The following is a 17,396-nucleotide window of genomic DNA, read 5'->3' as shown; positions in this document are numbered from 1 at the left end:
TCCACCCGACCGGACGATTGGGCGAGGAAAGCGGGGTGGCACATGCCTGGATTTCTCGGCGCGCTGCGCAAGCTGGCGCTTGCGCCGTCGCTGCGCGATGTGACGTTCGCCGGTCGTGGTTTCCCGGGCGCGGAGTCGCCCGCCGCGGCCACTTTGGAAGCGATTCCACAGGCCGTCATATGCGGCTTTGAATGGGGGATCGAAGCACGGAGCGAGTGGGAGCTGGAGCGCCGGCTGGAGCTGGTCGAGCCCACCCAGCGCGGCTTCGCCTACGAGGGCGCGGCCATGGCCGCGGTCGTGCGCGATGTGATGCCGGGCCGCAGCGGGCGGACCCGTTCGCTGCTGCTGGGCTCCGGCCACCCGCACATCTTCCTGACCTACATCGGCGTCGGCTTCGCGCTCGCGCGGCTGCCGCGGCCGGTGTGGCGCAAGGCGATTCCGGACCTCACGGGGTCGCCGTTCCACCCGACGATGAGCTGGCTGGCCGTGGACGGGTACGGCTTCGACAAGGCCTACTTCCACACCAGGACGTGGGTGGAGCAGCAGCGCAGGCCCAAGCCGTATGACTGGGACGGGTCGCCGGAGTACTTCGCGCGTGCCTTCGACCAGGGCGTCGGGCGGGCGCTGTGGTTCATCGACGGCGGGCGGCCCGCGCACGTGGTCAAGGCGCTCTCGGCCTTCGACGCCGACCGCCACGCCGACCTGTGGAGCGGCGTCGGCCTGGCGGCCACCTTCGCCGGTGGTGCGTCCACAGAGGATCTGCGGTGGCTGCGCACCGAGGCGGGCGAGCACGCCGACCAGCTCGGCCTGGGCGTGATCTTCGCCATCAAGGCCCGGCACCACAGCGGACACCTGCCCGAGCACTCGGTCGCGGCGCTGGACGGGCTGACGGGCCTGACCGTCGAGCAGGCGATCGAGATCGCCGACAGCACCGAGACGCACGCGGCTGGACCGGCGGGCGAACCCGCCTACGAGATGTGGCGCGCGGCCATCCGCGCGCGACTCCAATCGTGAGGGGAGAAGCCTTGGGCACGCGTTGGCGTTCGCTGCGGCGGCGCATCCTGACCCCGGACGTCTCCGAGACGTCCTTGGACGTCCGGGGATTCCACAAGAAGAGCCCGGAGGCCCAAGACCTCCTGGAGACCGTCGGCACACGGTTCCTGGAGGGCTACGCCTACGCGGCCGAGGCGGCCACGGTGCAGGAGTGCGCCGACCGCCTCGACCAGATCCCGCCACGCTTCCGCGGGTTCGCCTACGAGGGCGCGGGCATGGGCTTCGGGGTGCGCGACGGCCTGCCGCTGGGCCGCTCCGACCTCAACGACGAGTTCCTGGCCGGTCCCGGGGACCCGCACAACTACCTGATCCTGGTCGGCATCGGCTGGGCCATGGCGCGCGTGCCGCGCTTCGCCTGGCCGAAGTCCGACAAGTACGACCCGGTGCTGCGCTGGCTGGTCTTGGACGGCTACGGCTTCCACCAGGCGTACTTCAAGACCAAGAAGTACGTCGACGGCCAGTTCCAGGAGGCGCGCTTCCCCTGGCCCGCCGACGACCCGACCGGGTACACGGCCAACGCCATCGACCAGGGCATCGGCCGCGCGATGTGGTTCATCGGCGGCACCGACCCCGAGGTCGTGGCCGGACTGATCCGGCGCTTCCCCGAGACCCGGCACGCCGACCTGTGGGCGGGCACCGGCCTGGCGGCCAGCTACGCCTGCGGCGGTGACGACGACGAGCTGGTCAAGCTCGGCGAGCTGGCCGGGCCGCACCGGCCCTCGCTGGCCCAGGGCGCGGCGTTCGCCACCGAGGCGCGGGTGCGCGCCGGTCTCGTCGTGCCGCACACCGAGCAGACCGCGCGGATCTTCTGCGACATGACGCCGGAAGAGGCCGCCGAGGTGTGCCTCAGCATCAAGGCCGACCTGGGCCCGGTCGCCATGACCGACGGCCTGCCCACGTTTGAAGTCTGGCGGCGGCGGATCGCCAACGAGTTCGTCCATCTTGGAGGTGTCAGTCGATGACCACGTCAGGCGGTTGGCTGCGCAGGCAGCTTCCCGGAATCCTGGCCTTGGCCCTGATGGCCGGGCTGTTCTTGGTTGCCCGCCTGCCCACGTCCTCGGCCGAGGACCTGAGCAAGGCGGTGGGCAACCAGAAGTTCGTGCCGATGTCGATCTCGCTGCCGCACGGCGCCAAGCACCAGGAGATCCGGCAGGTCAACCAGCGCTACAAGCACATCGACGCGTGGATCTCCTCCGTCGGTGCGGCCGTGGCGCTCAACGACCTCGACGGCGACGGTCTGCCCAACGACCTGTGCCTGGTCGACGTGCGCACGGACCAGACCATCGTGGCGCCCGCGCCGGACAAGAACGGCACGCGCTACGCGCCGTTCGCGCTCGACGAGGCGCCGCTGGCGATGAACCCCTACATCGCCCCGATGGGCTGCCTGCCCGGCGACTTCAACGAGGACGGCCGCGTCGACCTGCTGGTCTACTACTGGGGCCGCACGCCGATCGTGTTCATCGCCAACCCCGAGGCCGACGGGATGAGCGAGCACACCTACTCGCCGACCGAGCTGGTCCCCGGCAACTACCCCGGCGACTACGACGGCCCGCAGTGGAACAGCAACGCGGTGACCTATGAGGACTTCGACGGCGACGGCCACTACGACATCCTCATCACCAACTACTTCCCGCACGGCCCGGTGCTCAACCCGAACGTCCACGGCGGCGTCGAGATGAACGACTCGATGTCCCGGGGCTACAACGGTGGCGAGGACTACTTCTTCCTCAACCTGGGCGACCAGTCCGGCGACTTCCGGATGGTGCCGGACGTGCTGCCGATCGACGTGTCCAAGGGCTGGGAGCTCTCGGCGGCCTCGGCCGACCTGGACGGCGACCACCTGCCCGAGCTGTACCTGGGCAACGACTTCGGCACCGACCACCTGCTGCACAACCGCTCGACGCCGGGCAACCTGCGCTTCGAGCAGGTCGTGGACACCCGCTCGCCGATCACCCCGAAGTCCAAGCAGCTGGGCCACGACTCGTTCAAGGGCATGGGCGTGGACTTCGCCGACCTCGACGGCAACGGCGTGCTGGACTTCTTCGTCTCCAACATCACCACCTCGTGGGGCATCGAGGAGTCGAACTTCCACTACCTCGCCCAGGCCGACTCCCCCGCCGAGCTGCGCGAGCAGCTGCTCGACGGCAAGGCGCCGTACTCCGAGGAGAGCGGCCCGCAGCGCACCGCGTGGTCGGGCTGGGGCTGGGACGTCAAGACCGGTGACTTCGACAACCGCGGCGACGTGGCCATCGTGCAGGCCACCGGCTTCGTCCGCGGCGAGACCAACCGCTGGCCGCAGCTGCAGGAGCTGGCCTCCTCCAACGACACCCTGCTGCGCCACCCGGAGGCCTGGCCGAACGTCACCCTCGGCGACGACATCGCGGGCAACCAGCGCCTGCACTTCTGGGTCAAGAACGGCGACCGCTACGAGAACGTCGCCGGGCAGCTCGGCCTGGACGTGCCGGTGCCGACCCGCGGCCTGGCCACCGCCGACACCGACGGCGACGGCAAGCTCGACCTGGCCGTGGCCCGGCAGTGGGACCAGCCGGTCTTCTACTGCAACATGGCCGAGACCGACAACGCCTACCTCAACCTGCGCCTGACCCACGAGGCCGGGATCACCGAGGGCACTCTGCCGGGCGCCGGTTCGGCGGTGGTCGGCGCGAAGGTCACCGTCACCACCGCGGACGGCAAGCGCCAGATCGGCAAGGTCGACGGCGGCGGCGGGCACTCCGGCAAGCGCAGCAACGAGGTCCACTTCGGCCTCGGACAGCAGACCGGCCCCGTCCAGGTGCACCTGTCCTGGCGCGACCGCTCCGGTGAGATCCGCACCCAGGACCTCAGGCTGGCCCCGGGTACCCACGACCTGGTGCTGGGCACGCAGGCGAAGGAGAAGTGAGGACCGTGTCCGACAAGCCAGACAACACCTCCGACGGCAAGCCCGAAGGCACCGTCACCGCGATAGCGGGCGGCGAGGCCAAGGCGGAGGCGCCCAAGCCCCGCAAGGACCCCAAGGTCACGATCGCGCTGCGCAACTTCGCCATCTCGATCTCGATCTTCAACATCGCCGGGTACATCTTCCTCGGCTTCGAGCAGCCGTGGCTGTGGCCGTTCATCGCCCTGGCCGTCGGCTACACCACCGAGCTGGTGCTGGAGAAGGTCGGCTCGCGCGTGGAGGGCCGGGCGCCGCAGTACTCCGGCGGCGGGTTCAAGCGCTTCCGCGAGTTCCTGTACCCGGCGCACATCACCGCGCTGGCGATGAACATGCTGATCTACGTCAACGACCAGCTCTGGGTGCTCATCTTCGGCGTGGTGGTGGCCGTGGGCACCAAGTGGGTGCTGCGGGTGCCGATCAAGGGCCGCGTCCGGCACTACATGAACCCGTCGAACTTCGGCATCGCGGTGATCCTGGTGCTGTTCCCGTGGGGCAGCATCGCCCCGCCGTACCACTTCACCGAGAACCTGTACGGCTGGGCCGACTGGATCATCCCGGGCCTGGTCATCATCGGCGGCACGATGATCAACGGGAAGCTGACGGGCCGGATGTGGCTCATCGCGGGATGGGTCGGCGGGTTCGCCCTGCAGGCCGTGCTGCGCGGGGTCTTCTTCGACACGTCCATCCCGGCCGCGCTGGCCATGATGACCGGCGTCGCGTTCATCCTGTTCACCAACTACATGATCACCGACCCGGGTACGACACCGTCCAAGCCCGGGGCGCAGCTGATCTTCGGTGGCGGGGTGGCCGCGGTCTACGGCATCCTGATGGTCGCCCACGTCGCGTACACCATCTTCCTGGCCACCGCGATCGTCTGCTTCATCCGCGGCATGTACCACTGGACGATCCACCTGTCGCAGAAGAACGCGGTGCTCGCCCCGGCCGTTCCGCTGGCGCCCGCGCCGGTCGCTCCGCCGTCGTCGGAGAAGGTGGAGGGCAAGGCGGCATGAGCCCGAAGGCCACCCCGGGCCGCGTGCCCCCCGGTCCCCCGCGCAGCGCGACGTTCAGCCTGCTCAAGCAGTTGGCGGGCGACCGCCTGACCCTGATGTCCACTGCCGCATCGACCTACGGCGACGCGGTCCGGGTGGCCATCGGTCCCAAGACGCTCTACTACTTCAACCACCCCGACCACGCCAAGCACATCCTGGCCGACAACGGGGCGAACTACCGCAAGGGCATCGGCTACGTCGAAGCCCGACGCGCCCTCGGCGACGGCCTGCTCACCAGCGACGGCGAGCTGTGGAAGGAGCAGCGGCGCACGATCCGGCCGGTGTTCCAGCACAAGCGCATCGCCGGGCAGGCGGACACCATCATCGAGGAGTCGGCCAAGCTCGTCACCCGGTTGAAGGCGGCGGGCTCGGGCGGGCAGCCGATCAACGTCCTGGACTCCCTGACGGAGTTCACCCTGGGCGTCCTCGGCCGCACGCTCCTGGACGCCGACCTCACGGCGTTCGAGTCGGCGGGCCACTCCTTCGAGGCCGTGCAGGACCAGGCGATGTTCGAGATGGAGACGATGGGCCTGGTGCCCAAGTGGCTGCCCCTCAAGGGCCAGCGCGAGTTCCGCAAGGCGCGCTCGGACCTGTTCGGCATCGTCGACCGGCTGGTGCAGTTCCGCAAGGCCAACCCGGTCGACCCGCCGGACGACGTCATCTCGCGGCTGATCGAGTCCACCAGCCGCGAGAGCGACCCCCGCGTCGCCGCCACCCGCATGCGCGACGAGCTGATCACGCTGCTGCTCGCCGGGCACGAGACGACGGCGAGCACGGTCGGCTGGGCGATGTGGTGCGTCAGCCAGAACCCGGACGTGGCCCAGAAGCTGCACGAGGAAGCCGTCGCGGTCCTGGGCGACCGCACGCCGGTGTACGAGGACCTGCGGAACCTCAAGTACACGTCGATGGTGCTGGAGGAGGCCATGCGCCTCTACCCGCCCGTGTGGATCCTGACGCGGAACGCCATCGAGGCCGACGAGGTCGGCGGCTACCACATCCCGGCGGGCTCGGACGTCATGGTGTGCCCGTACACCCTGCACCGCCACCCGGCGTACTGGGAGGAGCCCGAGCGCTTCAACCCGGAACGCTTCGACCCGGACGTGCAGCACGACCGGCCCCGCTACGCCTACATCCCGTTCGGGGCGGGTCCGCGCTTCTGCGTGGGCAACCACCTCGGGATGATGGAGGCCGGCTTCGTCCTCTCGATGATCTACCGGGAACTGCGGATGGAGGTCGTCCCCGGCCACCAGCCCAAGCCGGAGCCGATGCTGTCCCTGCGCATGGGCGGCGGCCTGCCGATGGTGGCCACCGAGGTGTGAGGCACGGACCTGGAAGGCCGTTTCCCGTCGGGGGACGGCCTTCCAGCCGTGCTCACCCGCTTTCGCAGCCGATGCCGTCCTTGTTGCGGTCGAAGCCGTGGCGGTCGGGCGGAAGAACCGTGAAGTTGCGGTACTTGATGTCCGGGCAGTTCAGGTCGGGGCCGCCGAGGGGGATGCAGATGGTGGGGTAGGACGGGTCGCAGGACGGCGAAGGCTTCGGCTTCGGCGTGGTGGTCGTCGGCTTCGGCTTCGGCGCGGACTTGGTGGTCGTGCGGACCGGAGGCTTGGTGGTCGTCCTCGGCCGAGGCGGGTTGAGCGCCGTCCGAGGCGACGGCACGCCCGCGCTGGGCACCGTCGTCGTCACCGCCGTGATGGTCGTGGCGGTGGTCGTGGCGGTGGTCGTGGCGGTGGTCGTGGCGGTGGTCGTCGCCGTGACGCTCGTGGTGGTCGTCGGCGCCGCAGTGGCAGTCGTGGTCGCGGGGGTGCTGGTCGCGGCCGGCGTCTGCTGGGTGGTTTCGGACGGCGGGACCGGCGAGCCCGTGACCTGCTGCGGAGGCGAGGGCAGCATCGCGCCCGCGACCAGGAGCAGCGCGAGCCCCGAGCCCGCGACCACCCCTCCCCTGCCCCGGCTGCCGATCCCCGCCCACCGGGCGCGACCTGCGAGAACGGCGCCGAGGCCAGCCAGCAGGCCGACCAGACCCAACACCAGCAGCACCCCGCCGAAGCCCGTGGTCGCCACCGCCGAGATCAGCAGCAGCAGGACGACGACGGCGATCCCCACCCGCAGCGGCGTGACCGGCGACCTGGGCGGTGGCGCTGGAGTCATACCGGGTACATCTCGCCGGACCACCGCCTGTTACAACCGCTACCCGATCGTGACCTGGGCATGTCCACTTCCCACTCCGACGATGCCCTCAGCACCCCACCGCATGCCCAGAGATGCCCACTTTCCCGCCGCGGCAAAAGAATGGGTACGCGAAGCGCGGATACCGGGAGGAACCACAGTGGACGCAGATCCGGTCTACATCCAGACCCTGGAGGCGTACGCCGACACGATCGTCCCCGGGGAGAAACGCTCCCCGGACGACCGCGCCATCGCGGGGATCGTCGAGGGCCCCGGCTCGGTCCAAGCGGGAGCTCTTGAGGTGCTGCACCACTCGGCCCCCGGGATCGACGCCGGGCTCCCCGTCCTCGTCGGCATGCTCAACGCCCACGCGACGAACTACGCCCAGGAGCGCGGCATCGAGCTGGATGACACCGTCCCCCCGTTCGTCTCCCTGGCCTACGAGCACCGCTATGCCCTCGTCGGCATCCTCACCGCCCCGGGGCACCCCGAGAAGTCCGGGTGGGTCCTGATGGCCCTGTTCTGCAACATGGCCTTCGACTCCGCCCCGCACAAGCACACCGCCGAGGCGATCGCCGAGGGGCACCCCGGTCTGCTGACCCTGGGCTTCAAGAAGCCCAACGAGGACGGCATCTGGCGGTTCAAGGAGCACGGCTACCGCCAGGTGCTGGCCAAGACCCACCCGAACACCACCGAATCCGGGAGCCCGGCGTGAGCAGCATCGAGAAGACCGACGTCCTGATCGTCGGCAGCGGGTTCGGCGGCTCGATCGCCGCGTACCACCTCGCCGCCGGCGGGGCGAAGGTGACCGTGCTGGAGCGCGGGCCGTGGCTGGAGGGCAAGGACTTCGACCACGACTACCTGCTGGGCTCCTCGTACACCAAGATCTTCGACTTCGTCTCCGGTGACGGCATGTCCGTGCTCGGCGGCAACTGCGTCGGCGGCGGCAGCGTCGTCTACTTCGCCGCGCTGCCGCGCGCGCCGTGGTTCGTCTTCGAGCGCGAGGGCAGCATCGGCAAGCGGATGTGGCCGGAGGCGATCAGCCGGGAGACCCTGGACCCGTGGTACGACCGGGTTTCCCAGGTCTTCCCGGTCGAGCAGCAGACCTGGGACGACGTCACCTACGCCGGTGGCCTCTGGGCCGCGGCGTGCAACCACGCCGGGCGCACGGCGAATCCGGTGCCGGTCGGCATCGACAAGGACAAGTGCACCAACTGCAACTGGATGATGGCGGGCTGCCGCTTCGACGCCAAGCAGTCGCTGCTGTTCAACTACCTGCCGGGCGCGGTCGCCCACGGCGCCGAGATCCGGCCGCTGCACGAGGTGCAGCGCATCTCGCGCACCGAAGAGGGCAACTACGTCGTGCACTACCTGCACATCGACGAGGACGACTACCGGGTCACCAAGGGTGGCGGCGAGATCGAGGCCAAGCTGGTCATCCTGGCCGCGGGCGCGGGCGCGACGCCGTGCATCCTGCAGCGCTCGGAGGCCGAGCTGGGCGAGATGCCGCACGCGGTCGGGCGGTACTTCTCCGGCAACGGCGAGCGCCTCAACACCGCGGTCATCAACGACGACAAGGCCCGCGAGGTCCTCGGCCTCGACCGCGGCGAAGGCAACCCGGCCTATGACGCCTACCAGATCGGCAAGGGCCCGGTCGTGGCGAGCTGGGACAAGCTGGACGGCTCGCTGCCGGAGTACAGCCGCTTCTCCCTTGAGCAGCTGTACTTCCCGATCGGCCTGGGCACCTTCCTCGCCCAGGCCCAGGGACCGGACGGCCCCACCTGGTACGGCCCGGCCAAGCGCGAGCTGATGAGCAAGTGGTCCAGCTGGATGACCATCTTCCAGATGACCGAGGACGACAACGAGGGCGTGTTCGGCCCGCCGCCGCCCACCGGCAACGCGATGCGCATCTCCCAGCAGATGCTGGGCGTCGGCCCGCTCAAGTACGACCCGACGCCGAACACGCTGCGCGGCTGGGCCGAGGCCGACGCCGAGGTGCGCGACATCCTGGAGCGCGACGGCCTGGCCACGGTGCTGCCGTGGACCAACGACCTGGTCGGCGCCTACACGGTGCACCCGCTGTCGTCCTGCCGCATGGGCGATGACCCGGAGACCTCGGCGCTGGACGACCGCCACGAGCTGCGCGGGCACCCGGGCATCTTCGTCACCGACGGCTCCGCGGTCCCCTGCGGCATCACCGTCAACCCGGCGCTGACCATCTCGGCGCTGGCCGAGCGGGCGATGCCGGGCATCATCGAGACCGCCCGCGAGCGCGGCATCGATGTCACCTACGGCGCTCCACTGCCGACGAAGGGCTCCTTCCCCGCCCTGTCGCCGGCGCGGGCCGCCTGATGTGACGGGGGCGGGGCGCGATGTCCGGACTGCGGGAGATCACCGAGATGATGCTGTCCCGGCCCGGTCCGCACGCCCCGCCCTCCGTCGTGGCCGCGTGGTACTGGCGCAAGGCGGAGCTGCTGGAGTCCCTCGCATCGGACGAAGGCCCAGAGGCCGAATGGGCTAGGGCGCAGGCGAGATTGGCAAGACAGCACGCACGCGCCTTGTCCGAGCGTGCCGCGTGACGGAAGGATCGGCCGACGGCATGTCCCCAGCAGGAGGCGTGATGACCCAACCCCGCTTACGCAGCAACGCCATCGCCGCGCTGAACAGCAAGTACCACCGTTTGGCCCTGTACGGGTTCCTGTTCATCGTGGTCGGCCACTGGGCCGAGCACCTCGTGCAGGCCTACCAGATCTACGTTCTCAACTGGCCGCGCCCGCAGGCCGGCGGCGTGCTCGGCCTGTGGTTCCCGTGGCTGGTGAAGTCCGAGGTGATGCACTACGGCTACGCCCTGGTGATGCTGGTGGGCTTCGTGGTGCTGCGCCATGGTTTCCACGGCCGGGCACGCACCTGGTGGAACCTGGCGCTGTGGATTCAGGTGTGGCACCACTTCGAGCACGCGCTGCTGTTCCTGCAGTCGCTGACCGGGCAGAACCTGCTGGGCGAGGCGGTGCCGACCAGCGTCCTGCAGATGGTGTTCCCGCGCGTGGAGCTGCACCTGTTCTACAACGCGATCGTGTTCGCGCCGATGGTCGTGGCGATGGTCCTGCACCGCAGGCCGCGCCTGGAGGACCTGATCGAGTGCACCTGCGCGCCGAACCGCACGCCGGCGTCGGTGGGCTGAGATGACCATGAGCGGGGTGGGCCGTCGCGCGCGGCGGCTCATCCCTGTCTCGGGCCTGACCGCCGTCCTGCTGGTGGGGACGGCGGTTCCGGCGTTGGCGCAGGACCACAACCACTTCATCACCTCGCCGGTCGACATCGGTCCGCTGCTGCTCAAGGTGGCCCTGCTGATAGCGCTCCCGGCGGTGGCCGGGTTCGCGATGATGCGCGGCTTTCTCGGCGCCCCCAGCCGGGGCACCGCCGCGTTCGTGACGGTGTGCGCCGCGGTGGCCGTCTGCATGCAGCTGCTGCTGTCCTCGGGGTTCGCGCTGCCCCCGATCGCGATCCCGCTGACCCTGGCCGCCGCGGGCTGGCCGGTCTACCTGGCCTTCGCCGACCGCGAGCCGCCGTGGCTGCTGCGCGCCGGCGCGCCCGGCCTGACGGTGGCGGTGTCGGTGCTGGCCGCGCTGCTGTTCGCCAAGGCCTGGCTGGGCACACCCGACGGCGAGGACCGCGCGGCCCTGCTGCACACCGGGATGATGGTCGCCTTTGCCGGGCTGGCCTGGCTGACCATCGGGGTGCCGCGCAACCGGCTCCTGCGGTTCGGGGTGCTGGCGACCGCGGCGGCCGTCGGGTTCACGCTGGTCGCGGCGGGCACGCAGGTCGCCGCCGCCGGGTGAGCACGATAGAAGAACACCCGATCGAGTGACGTGGATACGGTGCGAAGGACTGACCCTCCCGATCGGAAAGGGCAGGCCATGAGCACCCTGGTACAACTCGCGCTGCGCCGGACGCTCGGCCAGATCCGCCACGTCGACCGGGTCCGGCCCGGCCGGGGCGGGGCGACGGTGGTGGGGGTGCACCGCCAGGTCGAGGCCGACTTCGGCCTGCTGGCCCCGCCGATCGCCCTGCACACCGCGGCCCCGCCCGCGCTGGCCGCGTCGTGGGCGATGCTGCGCGAGGCGCTGGTCGCCGACGGCCGGGTGTCCAGGGCGGTCAAGGAGGCCGTCGCGTCCGGGGTGTCCGAGCGCAACCGCTGCCCGTACTGCGTCGAGGTCCACTCCGCGACCCTGGACGCCCTCACCGGGCCCGCGGTCGGGCCGGTCTCCGGTGTGGACCCGGTCGTCGACTGGGCCCGCACCGGGCGCGGCGCGTCCGCGCCGTTCGACTGCCTGAGCGCTCCCGAGCACATCGGCACATCGGTGGTCTTCCACTATCTCAACCGCATGGTCGCGGTGTTCCTCGGCGACTCCCCCCTGCCGCCGACCGTTCCCGAGTCGGCCCGCGCCACCGCGCGCCGGGTGCTGGGCCGGATGATGCGCCCGAACGCCGTGGCCGCGCACCGCCCCGGCAGGTCGCTGGAGTTCCTGCCGCCCGCCGACCTCGCCCCCGACCTCGCCTGGGCCACCCCGAGCCCGGTCCTGGCCGATGCGTTCTCCCGCGCCTACCAGGCCATCGAGCGCCTGGCCGAGCGCACGGTCCCCGACGAGGTCCGCGCCGCCGTCGGCACGGCCGTGACCGGCTGGGACGGCGGCCCGGTCGGCCTGAGCCGCGCCTGGGCCTACGACGAGACCGAAGGCGTCTCGGCGGCCCACCGCCCGGCCGCCGTGCTCGCGCTGCTCACCGCCAAAGCCGCCTACCAGGTGGACGACTCGATCGTCGCCGACTTCCGCCGCGACGGCACCGACACCGAACTGATCGCCCTCACCTCGTGGGCGGCGCTGACCGCCGCCCGCGCGCTGGGTCCGGGCTCGGCGCCGGTTCCGCACGCGATCACCGGGGAATGCGGGTGCCCGGCCCCGCAACCGCTGTAGGCTTGCGACCCGCCATTCGGGCGGTACCGGCACAGTTGCCGATGGCTCCGGTCGGCGGGCGGCTCTGTCGTCCACGGGTGGTACAACTGAGAAGTCGGGCTCGCGAGAGGCGCACATCGTGATCAAGGTGTTGATAGCCGAGGACATGCATATGGTCCGGGGCGCGCTCGTAGCCCTGCTGAATCTCGAACCCGATGTCGACGTGGTCGCTGAGGTCGCCTCCGGCGACGACATCCTGCCCACCGCGAGAACGTCCAACCCCGACGTCGCCGTCATCGACATCGACCTGCCCGGCAAGGACGGCCTCACCGCCGCGACCGAACTGCACGAGCAGATGCCCCAGTGCCGCACGCTGATCCTCACCAGCCTCGGCCGCCCCGGCACGCTGCGCCGCGCCCTGGCCGCGCGCGTCGGCGGCTTCCTGCTCAAGGACGCCCCCGCGGACAAGCTGGCCAACGCCATCCGCGGGGTGGCGGCGGGCAGGCGCGTCGTGGACGGCGACTTGGCGCTGGCCGCCTGGGACGGTGCCGAGTGCCCGCTGACCGGGCGTGAGATCGAGGTCCTGCAACTGGCGGCGGGCGGCCTGAACGCCGTGGACATAGCCGCTCGCCTCTACCTGTCGGCGGGGACGGTGCGCAACTACCTGACGACGATCGTCAGCAAGCTCAACGCCCGCAACCGCGTCGACGCGATCCGCATCGCCCGCGAGTCCGGCTGGCTCTAGCCCGAGTGTCAGATGTGGGCCGCGAGTCTGGCGAAGTGGGCCCGGGTCTCCTGGATCGTGCAGGCCACTTCGCGCAGGCGCGCGAGGTCGGCGCGGTAGCCGCCGATGGCCGGTTCGTGGAGGAAGAGCCCGCCCTCCTGGAGTTCGACGTAGACCATCGGCGGTGAGTCGGGGTACTCCATCATGGCCCAGCCGTGGTTCAGCGAGCCGAGGGGAACGCCCGCGCGGACGAGCCGCACACCGATCCCGCGCTCGGTGGCGACGCGCAGGTGGTGCAGCTGTTCGCCGAACGCGCCGGGACCGCCGTAGGGGGTCTGGAGAGCGGATTCGTGCAGGAAGAAAGTCTGTTCGAGGAGTTCGCGGGCCCCGCGCAGCTCCTCACGCGCGGCCCAGGCGGCGTCGAGGTCGGCGGCGGCGCAGGCCCGGAGGTGGCCGAGGCCGTAGCGCCGGGTCTGCAGGACGTGCGGGATGGCGTTGAGCGCGAACTCGGTGACGGCGTGGGCGTTGGCGGTGCAGACCCCGAGGATGTCCGGAGGCCAGCCCGGCGCGCGCTCGGTCCACCAGATGGGCCGGTACCCGCCGCGCGCCGCGGAGACCAGCTGCGTGCGGCGTTCGGGGGCGACCCGGTAGAGCGCGAGCAGCGCGGCGACGTCCTCGGCGGTGACGTGGCGCTTGCCCGACTCGGTCCGGCTCATGGTGGCCGAGGACATGCAGGCCTGCTCGGCGGCGGCTTCGAGGGTGAGGCCGCGCTCGACGCGGTGCTGGCGCAGGTGCAGGCCGAGCATGCGGTCACGGGCCTGCGGTGGCCTGCGCGTCCCGGACATGTGGCTGGTCCTCCGTGGTTGCGGTGTGATGGGCACGCCCTCGGGGTGCAGCGGGGAACTGTGACCCCCGAGAGCGGCCTCGCCGGGCCGATCGCCCGACGACCTGTACAATAAGCATGTACCTACAACTTAGCGAGCAGGACGCGCAGCTAAGTTGAAGTTCACCCTGATAGTGCACTGCCCCGCTACTGTCCGTAGAAAGGTCAGGCTGTGGCCGACACGAACCCCACGGTGCCGAAGCGACGACTGGGTCGGGCTCTCCACGAGCTTCGCGAGGCGGCAGGGATGAGCCGCGACGATGTCGCGGCTCTGCTCAAGTGCTCAGACGTCAAGATCATCCGGATCGAGAAGGGCCAGAACAGCGTCCAGCCGCTGGAGTTCGACGCCCTGGTCAAGGCGTTCAAGGTCACCGGGAAGCAGCGCGCGGAGCTGGAGCAGCTCTCGAAGGACGCGCGCAAGCGCCGCCCGCGCACCACCTACGGCAAGGTCGTGCCCGACTGGTTCAAGCGCTATCGCGACCTCGAAGAGATCGCCTCGGAGCTGAGGAGCTACGACACCGAGCTGATCACTGGCCTGCTCCAGACCGAGGACTACGCACGAGCACTCATCGTCGCGAACCCACTTGCGACCGCTTCCGAGGTTGAGCAACTTGTCGAGGCTCGGATCGCAAGGCAGAAGCAGGTTCTCGGCGGCGATGATCCGATCACGCTGTGGGCGATCATGGCCGAAGGCGTGATCCACAATCAGGTGGGCGGACGAAGCGTGCTGCGGAACCAGCTCGCTCACATGCTTTCGTTGACCGAGCAACCGAACATCACTGTGCAGGTCGCTCCGTTCTCAGCAGGTGCGCACGCCGCGACCGGCTTCGGGTTCATCCTTCTGCGCTTCCCGGACTCAGTCGGCGTTGACGTGGTCTACCAGGAGGATCTGACCAGCGCGAGCTATCTGGACAGGGCGAACGACCCCAACCGCAGGCACTGCGTGCAGGTCTGGGAACGGGTGGTCGCGGCGGCGCTCTCGCCGAAGGCATCGACGGACCTGATCCATACTGTGATGCGGGAACTGTGAATCAAGCGAAGGAGGGCCGGAGATGACTCTGGACCTGTCCCGTACCCGCTGGCGCAAGTCCAGCTTCAGTGGCGGCAACGGCGGCGCCTGCGTCGAGGTGTCGACCGTGGGGGCCGTTCGCGACAGCAAGAACCCTGAGGGTGGGGTCCTGGCGGTCGACCTGCGAGACCTCGTCCGCGCGGTGAAGTCCGGCCAGATCACGGCGTGACTCGTGCGGCGGGCGCGGCACCCGGACCGGTGTCTCGCCCGCCCTACGCCGGAACCCGGGCGCTGAGCCGGAACGTCCCGTCCACCGACATCCCCGCCGTCAGCTCCCCGCCCAGCTCCGCCACCCTGGCCGACAGGTTCCGCAGCCCACTGCCCCCGACGCTGGGCGCGGCCACCCGCTCCGCCCCGTTGTTCACGATCTCCAGCATCACCATCCGGTCCACCTGCCGCACCGTGATCTCACACCGCGCCCCCTTCGCGCTGTGCCGCAGCACGTTCGTCACGCCCTCCCGCAGCACCGTCGCCAGCACGGTCCTGACCTCCGGCGGCAGCTCGCCGTAGTGCATGTTCAGCCGCACATCCACATCGGCGGCCACCAGCACCGACTCCGCCGAGCGGGACTCGTCGTTCAACGACAGCTCCTGGTACCCGCTCGCCACCAGGCGCACATCGGCCAGCGCCAGGCGGGCGATGTCGCCGATCTCCACCAGCTCGTGGCCCGCCCGGTCGGGGTCCACGTCCATCAGCCGCAGCGCCAGCTCGGCCTTGAGCGTGATCGCCGACAGGCTCAGCCCGAGCAGGTCGTGCAGGTCGCGCGCGAACCGCATCCGCTCCTCGGCGACGGCGATCCTGGCCAGCTCGAACCTGGCCGACCGCAACTGGTGCACCGCGCGCGCCATCCAGGTCAGCCCGAAGACCACCAGGCCGGTGATCAGCGTGCTTCCCGCGAATTGCACCACCAGCAGGGGGTGGACGAGGTTCACCGCTTTGATCGCGGGCACCGTCACCAGCACGGCGACGAACACGAACCACCCCGCCGCGGGACGCAGCAGCAGTAGCGCCGAGCCCGCCAGGAACCCCGGGATCGAGTGCCACAGCGACCCGAGCAGCGGCAGCGGCCCGAACACCAGGACCGCCATCAGCCCCAGCACCGCGTACCGCATGCGGGGGGACAGCTCCAGGCCCGGCCTGCTGATGTAGCCGAGCTGAACGATCAGCGAGGCGATGACGAACCCGCCGATGGTCAGCAGGGTCTCCACGTCCCGCCCGCGCACCAGGTTCGTGTACATCACCGACACCGCGAAGCCGATGAACACCGTGCGCATGACCCAGGTGGAGACGGTGGCGCTCACCTCGGCCGGGTCGTCGCCACCGCCGCGCAGGGAGTCCGACTCGGTCGTGGTCCCCGGAGGCACGACCAGGTGCAGGAGGTTGCCGCCGCCGGGGCGCACAGTCCTGCTCAGCGAGCCGCCGAGGGCCTCGACGCGGTCGATCAGTGTGGCCGCGGTGTCGGTGGCCGCGGTGGGCAGGGCGGCGGTGCTGTCGCCGACCTCGCCGTCGTCGGTGATGTCCAGTTCGACGGTGCCCGCCGATTGGCGCATCGTGATGCCGCACCTGGTGACGCCCTCGCGCTGGAGCACCTCGGCGGCGCCCGCGCGCAGGACGGCGACGACGACGGTGCGCACGTGGACCGGCAGGTCGCTGTGGCTGCCCTCGACCTCGACCTCGATGTCGGAGTCGATGAGCATCGACTCGACGGTGCGGGACTCGTCCTTGAACGACGCCTCGCGGTAGCCGCTGGCGACGAGGCGCACGTCCGCCAGCGCGTGGCGGGCGACTTTGAGGATCTCGCCCACCTCCTCCTTGGCGCGGGCCGGGTCGGTCTTGACGGCTTCCTTGGCGGAGACGGCCTTGGGCCCGACGGTGGACAGGCTCAGACCCAGCAGTTCGTGCAGGTCGCCCGCGAAGCGGATGCGCTCCTTGGCGACGGCGGCCTCGCCGAGTTCGGCCCTGGCCGCGTGCACGACGGTGATGAGGCGGGCCAGCCGGGTGAGCCCGTAGAACTCCAGGCCGCCGACCACGCTGCCGATCAGCACCTCGCCGATGTCGGCGGTCGTCGCGCCGAGGAGGAGCTGGACGGGCACCATCGCCGCGCTGATCAGGGCGAGCAGCGGCCAGCCGATGCGCGGGGGGAACACCTGCACGGCGTTGGCGGCCAGCAGCACGTGCATGCCGGTCCAGCTGATCCCGAACTGGGTGAGCGGCACCAGGATGAGGAACGCCTGCGCGGCCAGGACCGCGTAGGTGACGGGGGCGCGGACCTGCGTCTGCGGCCTGCCGAAGTAGACCTGCAGTCCGAAGATGGCGGCGAGGTAGAAGCCCGCTTGCACGCAGGCCCACAAGGGAGTTCCGGCATAGATCACCCAAATGAGCGCGATGACGCAGAAAGCCCCGACCGCCACGAGCATGATGGCCCGCGCGACCACCGGTGCGAGCAGCGGCGCACGCCGTAACTCGCCCGAGGGGCTCGCCTCTCCGGCCACCCCTGCCGCACCCGTCACGGGACACTCCCTCCCACAAGACCGACAGAAAGTCGAGTTGCCCTCACACTCTGTGGCC

The 17,396-nt window shown here is 70.4% G+C and carries 16 protein-coding genes; 13 read left to right on the top strand and 3 right to left on the bottom strand.

The annotated features are described in order from the left end of the window. Window positions 1-42 precede the first annotated feature (42 nt). The 5 genes from ACFPM7_RS13850 (at window position 43) to ACFPM7_RS13830 (ending at window position 6,356) form a co-directional block, all read left to right on the top strand. Window positions 43-1,014, top strand: coding sequence for a DUF1702 family protein (locus ACFPM7_RS13850; RefSeq protein ID WP_378247780.1), 972 nt, complete (start codon window positions 43-45; stop codon window positions 1,012-1,014). An 11-nt stretch (window positions 1,015-1,025) separates the two neighbouring features. After that, window positions 1,026-2,015 (top strand): DUF1702 family protein, encoded by a 990-nt coding sequence (locus tag ACFPM7_RS13845; protein ID WP_378247778.1) that lies wholly within the window; start codon window positions 1,026-1,028, stop codon window positions 2,013-2,015. After that, window positions 2,012-3,952 carry a CRTAC1 family protein gene (locus ACFPM7_RS13840; protein WP_378247776.1) on the top strand — a complete coding sequence of 647 codons (1,941 nt, stop codon included), beginning with the start codon at window positions 2,012-2,014 and terminating at the stop codon, window positions 3,950-3,952. The genes ACFPM7_RS13845 and ACFPM7_RS13840 overlap by 4 nt, the downstream gene beginning before the upstream one ends. A 62-nt stretch (window positions 3,953-4,014) precedes the next feature. Continuing rightward, on the top strand, window positions 4,015-4,998 hold the full coding sequence (locus ACFPM7_RS13835; protein ID WP_378248010.1) for an enediyne biosynthesis protein: 984 nt from the start codon (window positions 4,015-4,017) through the stop codon (window positions 4,996-4,998). Beyond that, window positions 4,995-6,356 (top strand): cytochrome P450, encoded by a 1,362-nt coding sequence (locus tag ACFPM7_RS13830; RefSeq protein ID WP_378247774.1) that lies wholly within the window; start codon window positions 4,995-4,997, stop codon window positions 6,354-6,356. The genes ACFPM7_RS13835 and ACFPM7_RS13830 overlap by 4 nt, the downstream gene beginning before the upstream one ends. Window positions 6,357-6,408: 52 nt before the next feature. On the opposite strand, the gene ACFPM7_RS13825 is transcribed toward ACFPM7_RS13830, so the two are convergent. After that, the gene (locus tag ACFPM7_RS13825) at window positions 6,409-7,182 is read right to left on the bottom strand and encodes a hypothetical protein (RefSeq protein ID WP_378247772.1); all 774 of its coding nucleotides are present in this window, start codon (window positions 7,180-7,182) and stop codon (window positions 6,409-6,411) included. 178 nt (window positions 7,183-7,360) lie between these two features. On the opposite strand from ACFPM7_RS13825, the gene ACFPM7_RS13820 reads away from it, so the two are divergent. The 6 genes from ACFPM7_RS13820 (at window position 7,361) to ACFPM7_RS13795 (ending at window position 12,897) form a co-directional block, all read left to right on the top strand. Continuing rightward, on the top strand, window positions 7,361-7,915 hold the full coding sequence (locus ACFPM7_RS13820; RefSeq protein WP_378247770.1) for a DUF5987 family protein: 555 nt from the start codon (window positions 7,361-7,363) through the stop codon (window positions 7,913-7,915). Next, window positions 7,912-9,552 carry an FAD-dependent oxidoreductase gene (locus tag ACFPM7_RS13815; RefSeq protein WP_378247768.1) on the top strand — a complete coding sequence of 547 codons (1,641 nt, stop codon included), beginning with the start codon at window positions 7,912-7,914 and terminating at the stop codon, window positions 9,550-9,552. Before ACFPM7_RS13820 ends, ACFPM7_RS13815 begins: the two co-directional genes overlap by 4 nt. Before the next feature lie 268 nt (window positions 9,553-9,820). Continuing rightward, complete coding sequence (locus tag ACFPM7_RS13810) at window positions 9,821-10,381, top strand: hypothetical protein (protein ID WP_378247766.1); 561 nt, start codon at window positions 9,821-9,823, stop codon at window positions 10,379-10,381. Between the two features lie 16 nt (window positions 10,382-10,397). Then, the gene (locus ACFPM7_RS13805) at window positions 10,398-11,039 is read left to right on the top strand and encodes a DUF6239 family natural product biosynthesis protein (protein WP_378247764.1); all 642 of its coding nucleotides are present in this window, start codon (window positions 10,398-10,400) and stop codon (window positions 11,037-11,039) included. Between the two features lie 78 nt (window positions 11,040-11,117). Continuing rightward, window positions 11,118-12,173 (top strand): carboxymuconolactone decarboxylase family protein, encoded by a 1,056-nt coding sequence (locus tag ACFPM7_RS13800; RefSeq protein WP_378247762.1) that lies wholly within the window; start codon window positions 11,118-11,120, stop codon window positions 12,171-12,173. A gap of 118 nt (window positions 12,174-12,291) precedes the next feature. After that, window positions 12,292-12,897, top strand: coding sequence for a response regulator transcription factor (locus ACFPM7_RS13795; protein ID WP_378247760.1), 606 nt, complete (start codon window positions 12,292-12,294; stop codon window positions 12,895-12,897). An 8-nt stretch (window positions 12,898-12,905) separates the two neighbouring features. Here the strand turns inward: ACFPM7_RS13795 and ACFPM7_RS13790 are convergent, their stop codons facing one another. Further along, the gene (locus ACFPM7_RS13790) at window positions 12,906-13,721 is read right to left on the bottom strand and encodes a Scr1 family TA system antitoxin-like transcriptional regulator (RefSeq protein WP_378247758.1); all 816 of its coding nucleotides are present in this window, start codon (window positions 13,719-13,721) and stop codon (window positions 12,906-12,908) included. 210 nt (window positions 13,722-13,931) lie between these two features. Here ACFPM7_RS13790 and ACFPM7_RS13785 point away from each other — a divergent pair, with 210 nt between their 5' ends. Both ACFPM7_RS13785 and ACFPM7_RS13780 read left to right on the top strand, forming a co-directional pair. After that, window positions 13,932-14,789, top strand: a complete 858-nt coding sequence (locus ACFPM7_RS13785) for a helix-turn-helix domain-containing protein (RefSeq protein ID WP_378247756.1) — start codon at window positions 13,932-13,934, stop codon at window positions 14,787-14,789. Between the two features lie 22 nt (window positions 14,790-14,811). After that, window positions 14,812-14,997: a DUF397 domain-containing protein gene (locus ACFPM7_RS13780; RefSeq protein WP_378247754.1), complete on the top strand. Its 186-nt coding sequence runs from the start codon at window positions 14,812-14,814 to the stop codon at window positions 14,995-14,997. A 43-nt stretch (window positions 14,998-15,040) separates the two neighbouring features. On the opposite strand, the gene ACFPM7_RS13775 is transcribed toward ACFPM7_RS13780, so the two are convergent. Beyond that, entirely contained in the window at window positions 15,041-17,338 is a 2,298-nt protein-coding gene (locus ACFPM7_RS13775; protein ID WP_378247752.1) for a sensor histidine kinase, read from the bottom strand. Between the last annotated feature and the right edge of the window lie 58 nt (window positions 17,339-17,396).

The organism is Actinokineospora guangxiensis (assembly GCF_042657845.1).
Classification (GTDB): domain Bacteria; phylum Actinomycetota; class Actinomycetes; order Mycobacteriales; family Pseudonocardiaceae; genus Actinokineospora; species Actinokineospora guangxiensis.
Note: the sequence above shows the minus strand (reverse complement) of the source record. Positions and strands in the feature narration are given on the sequence as shown.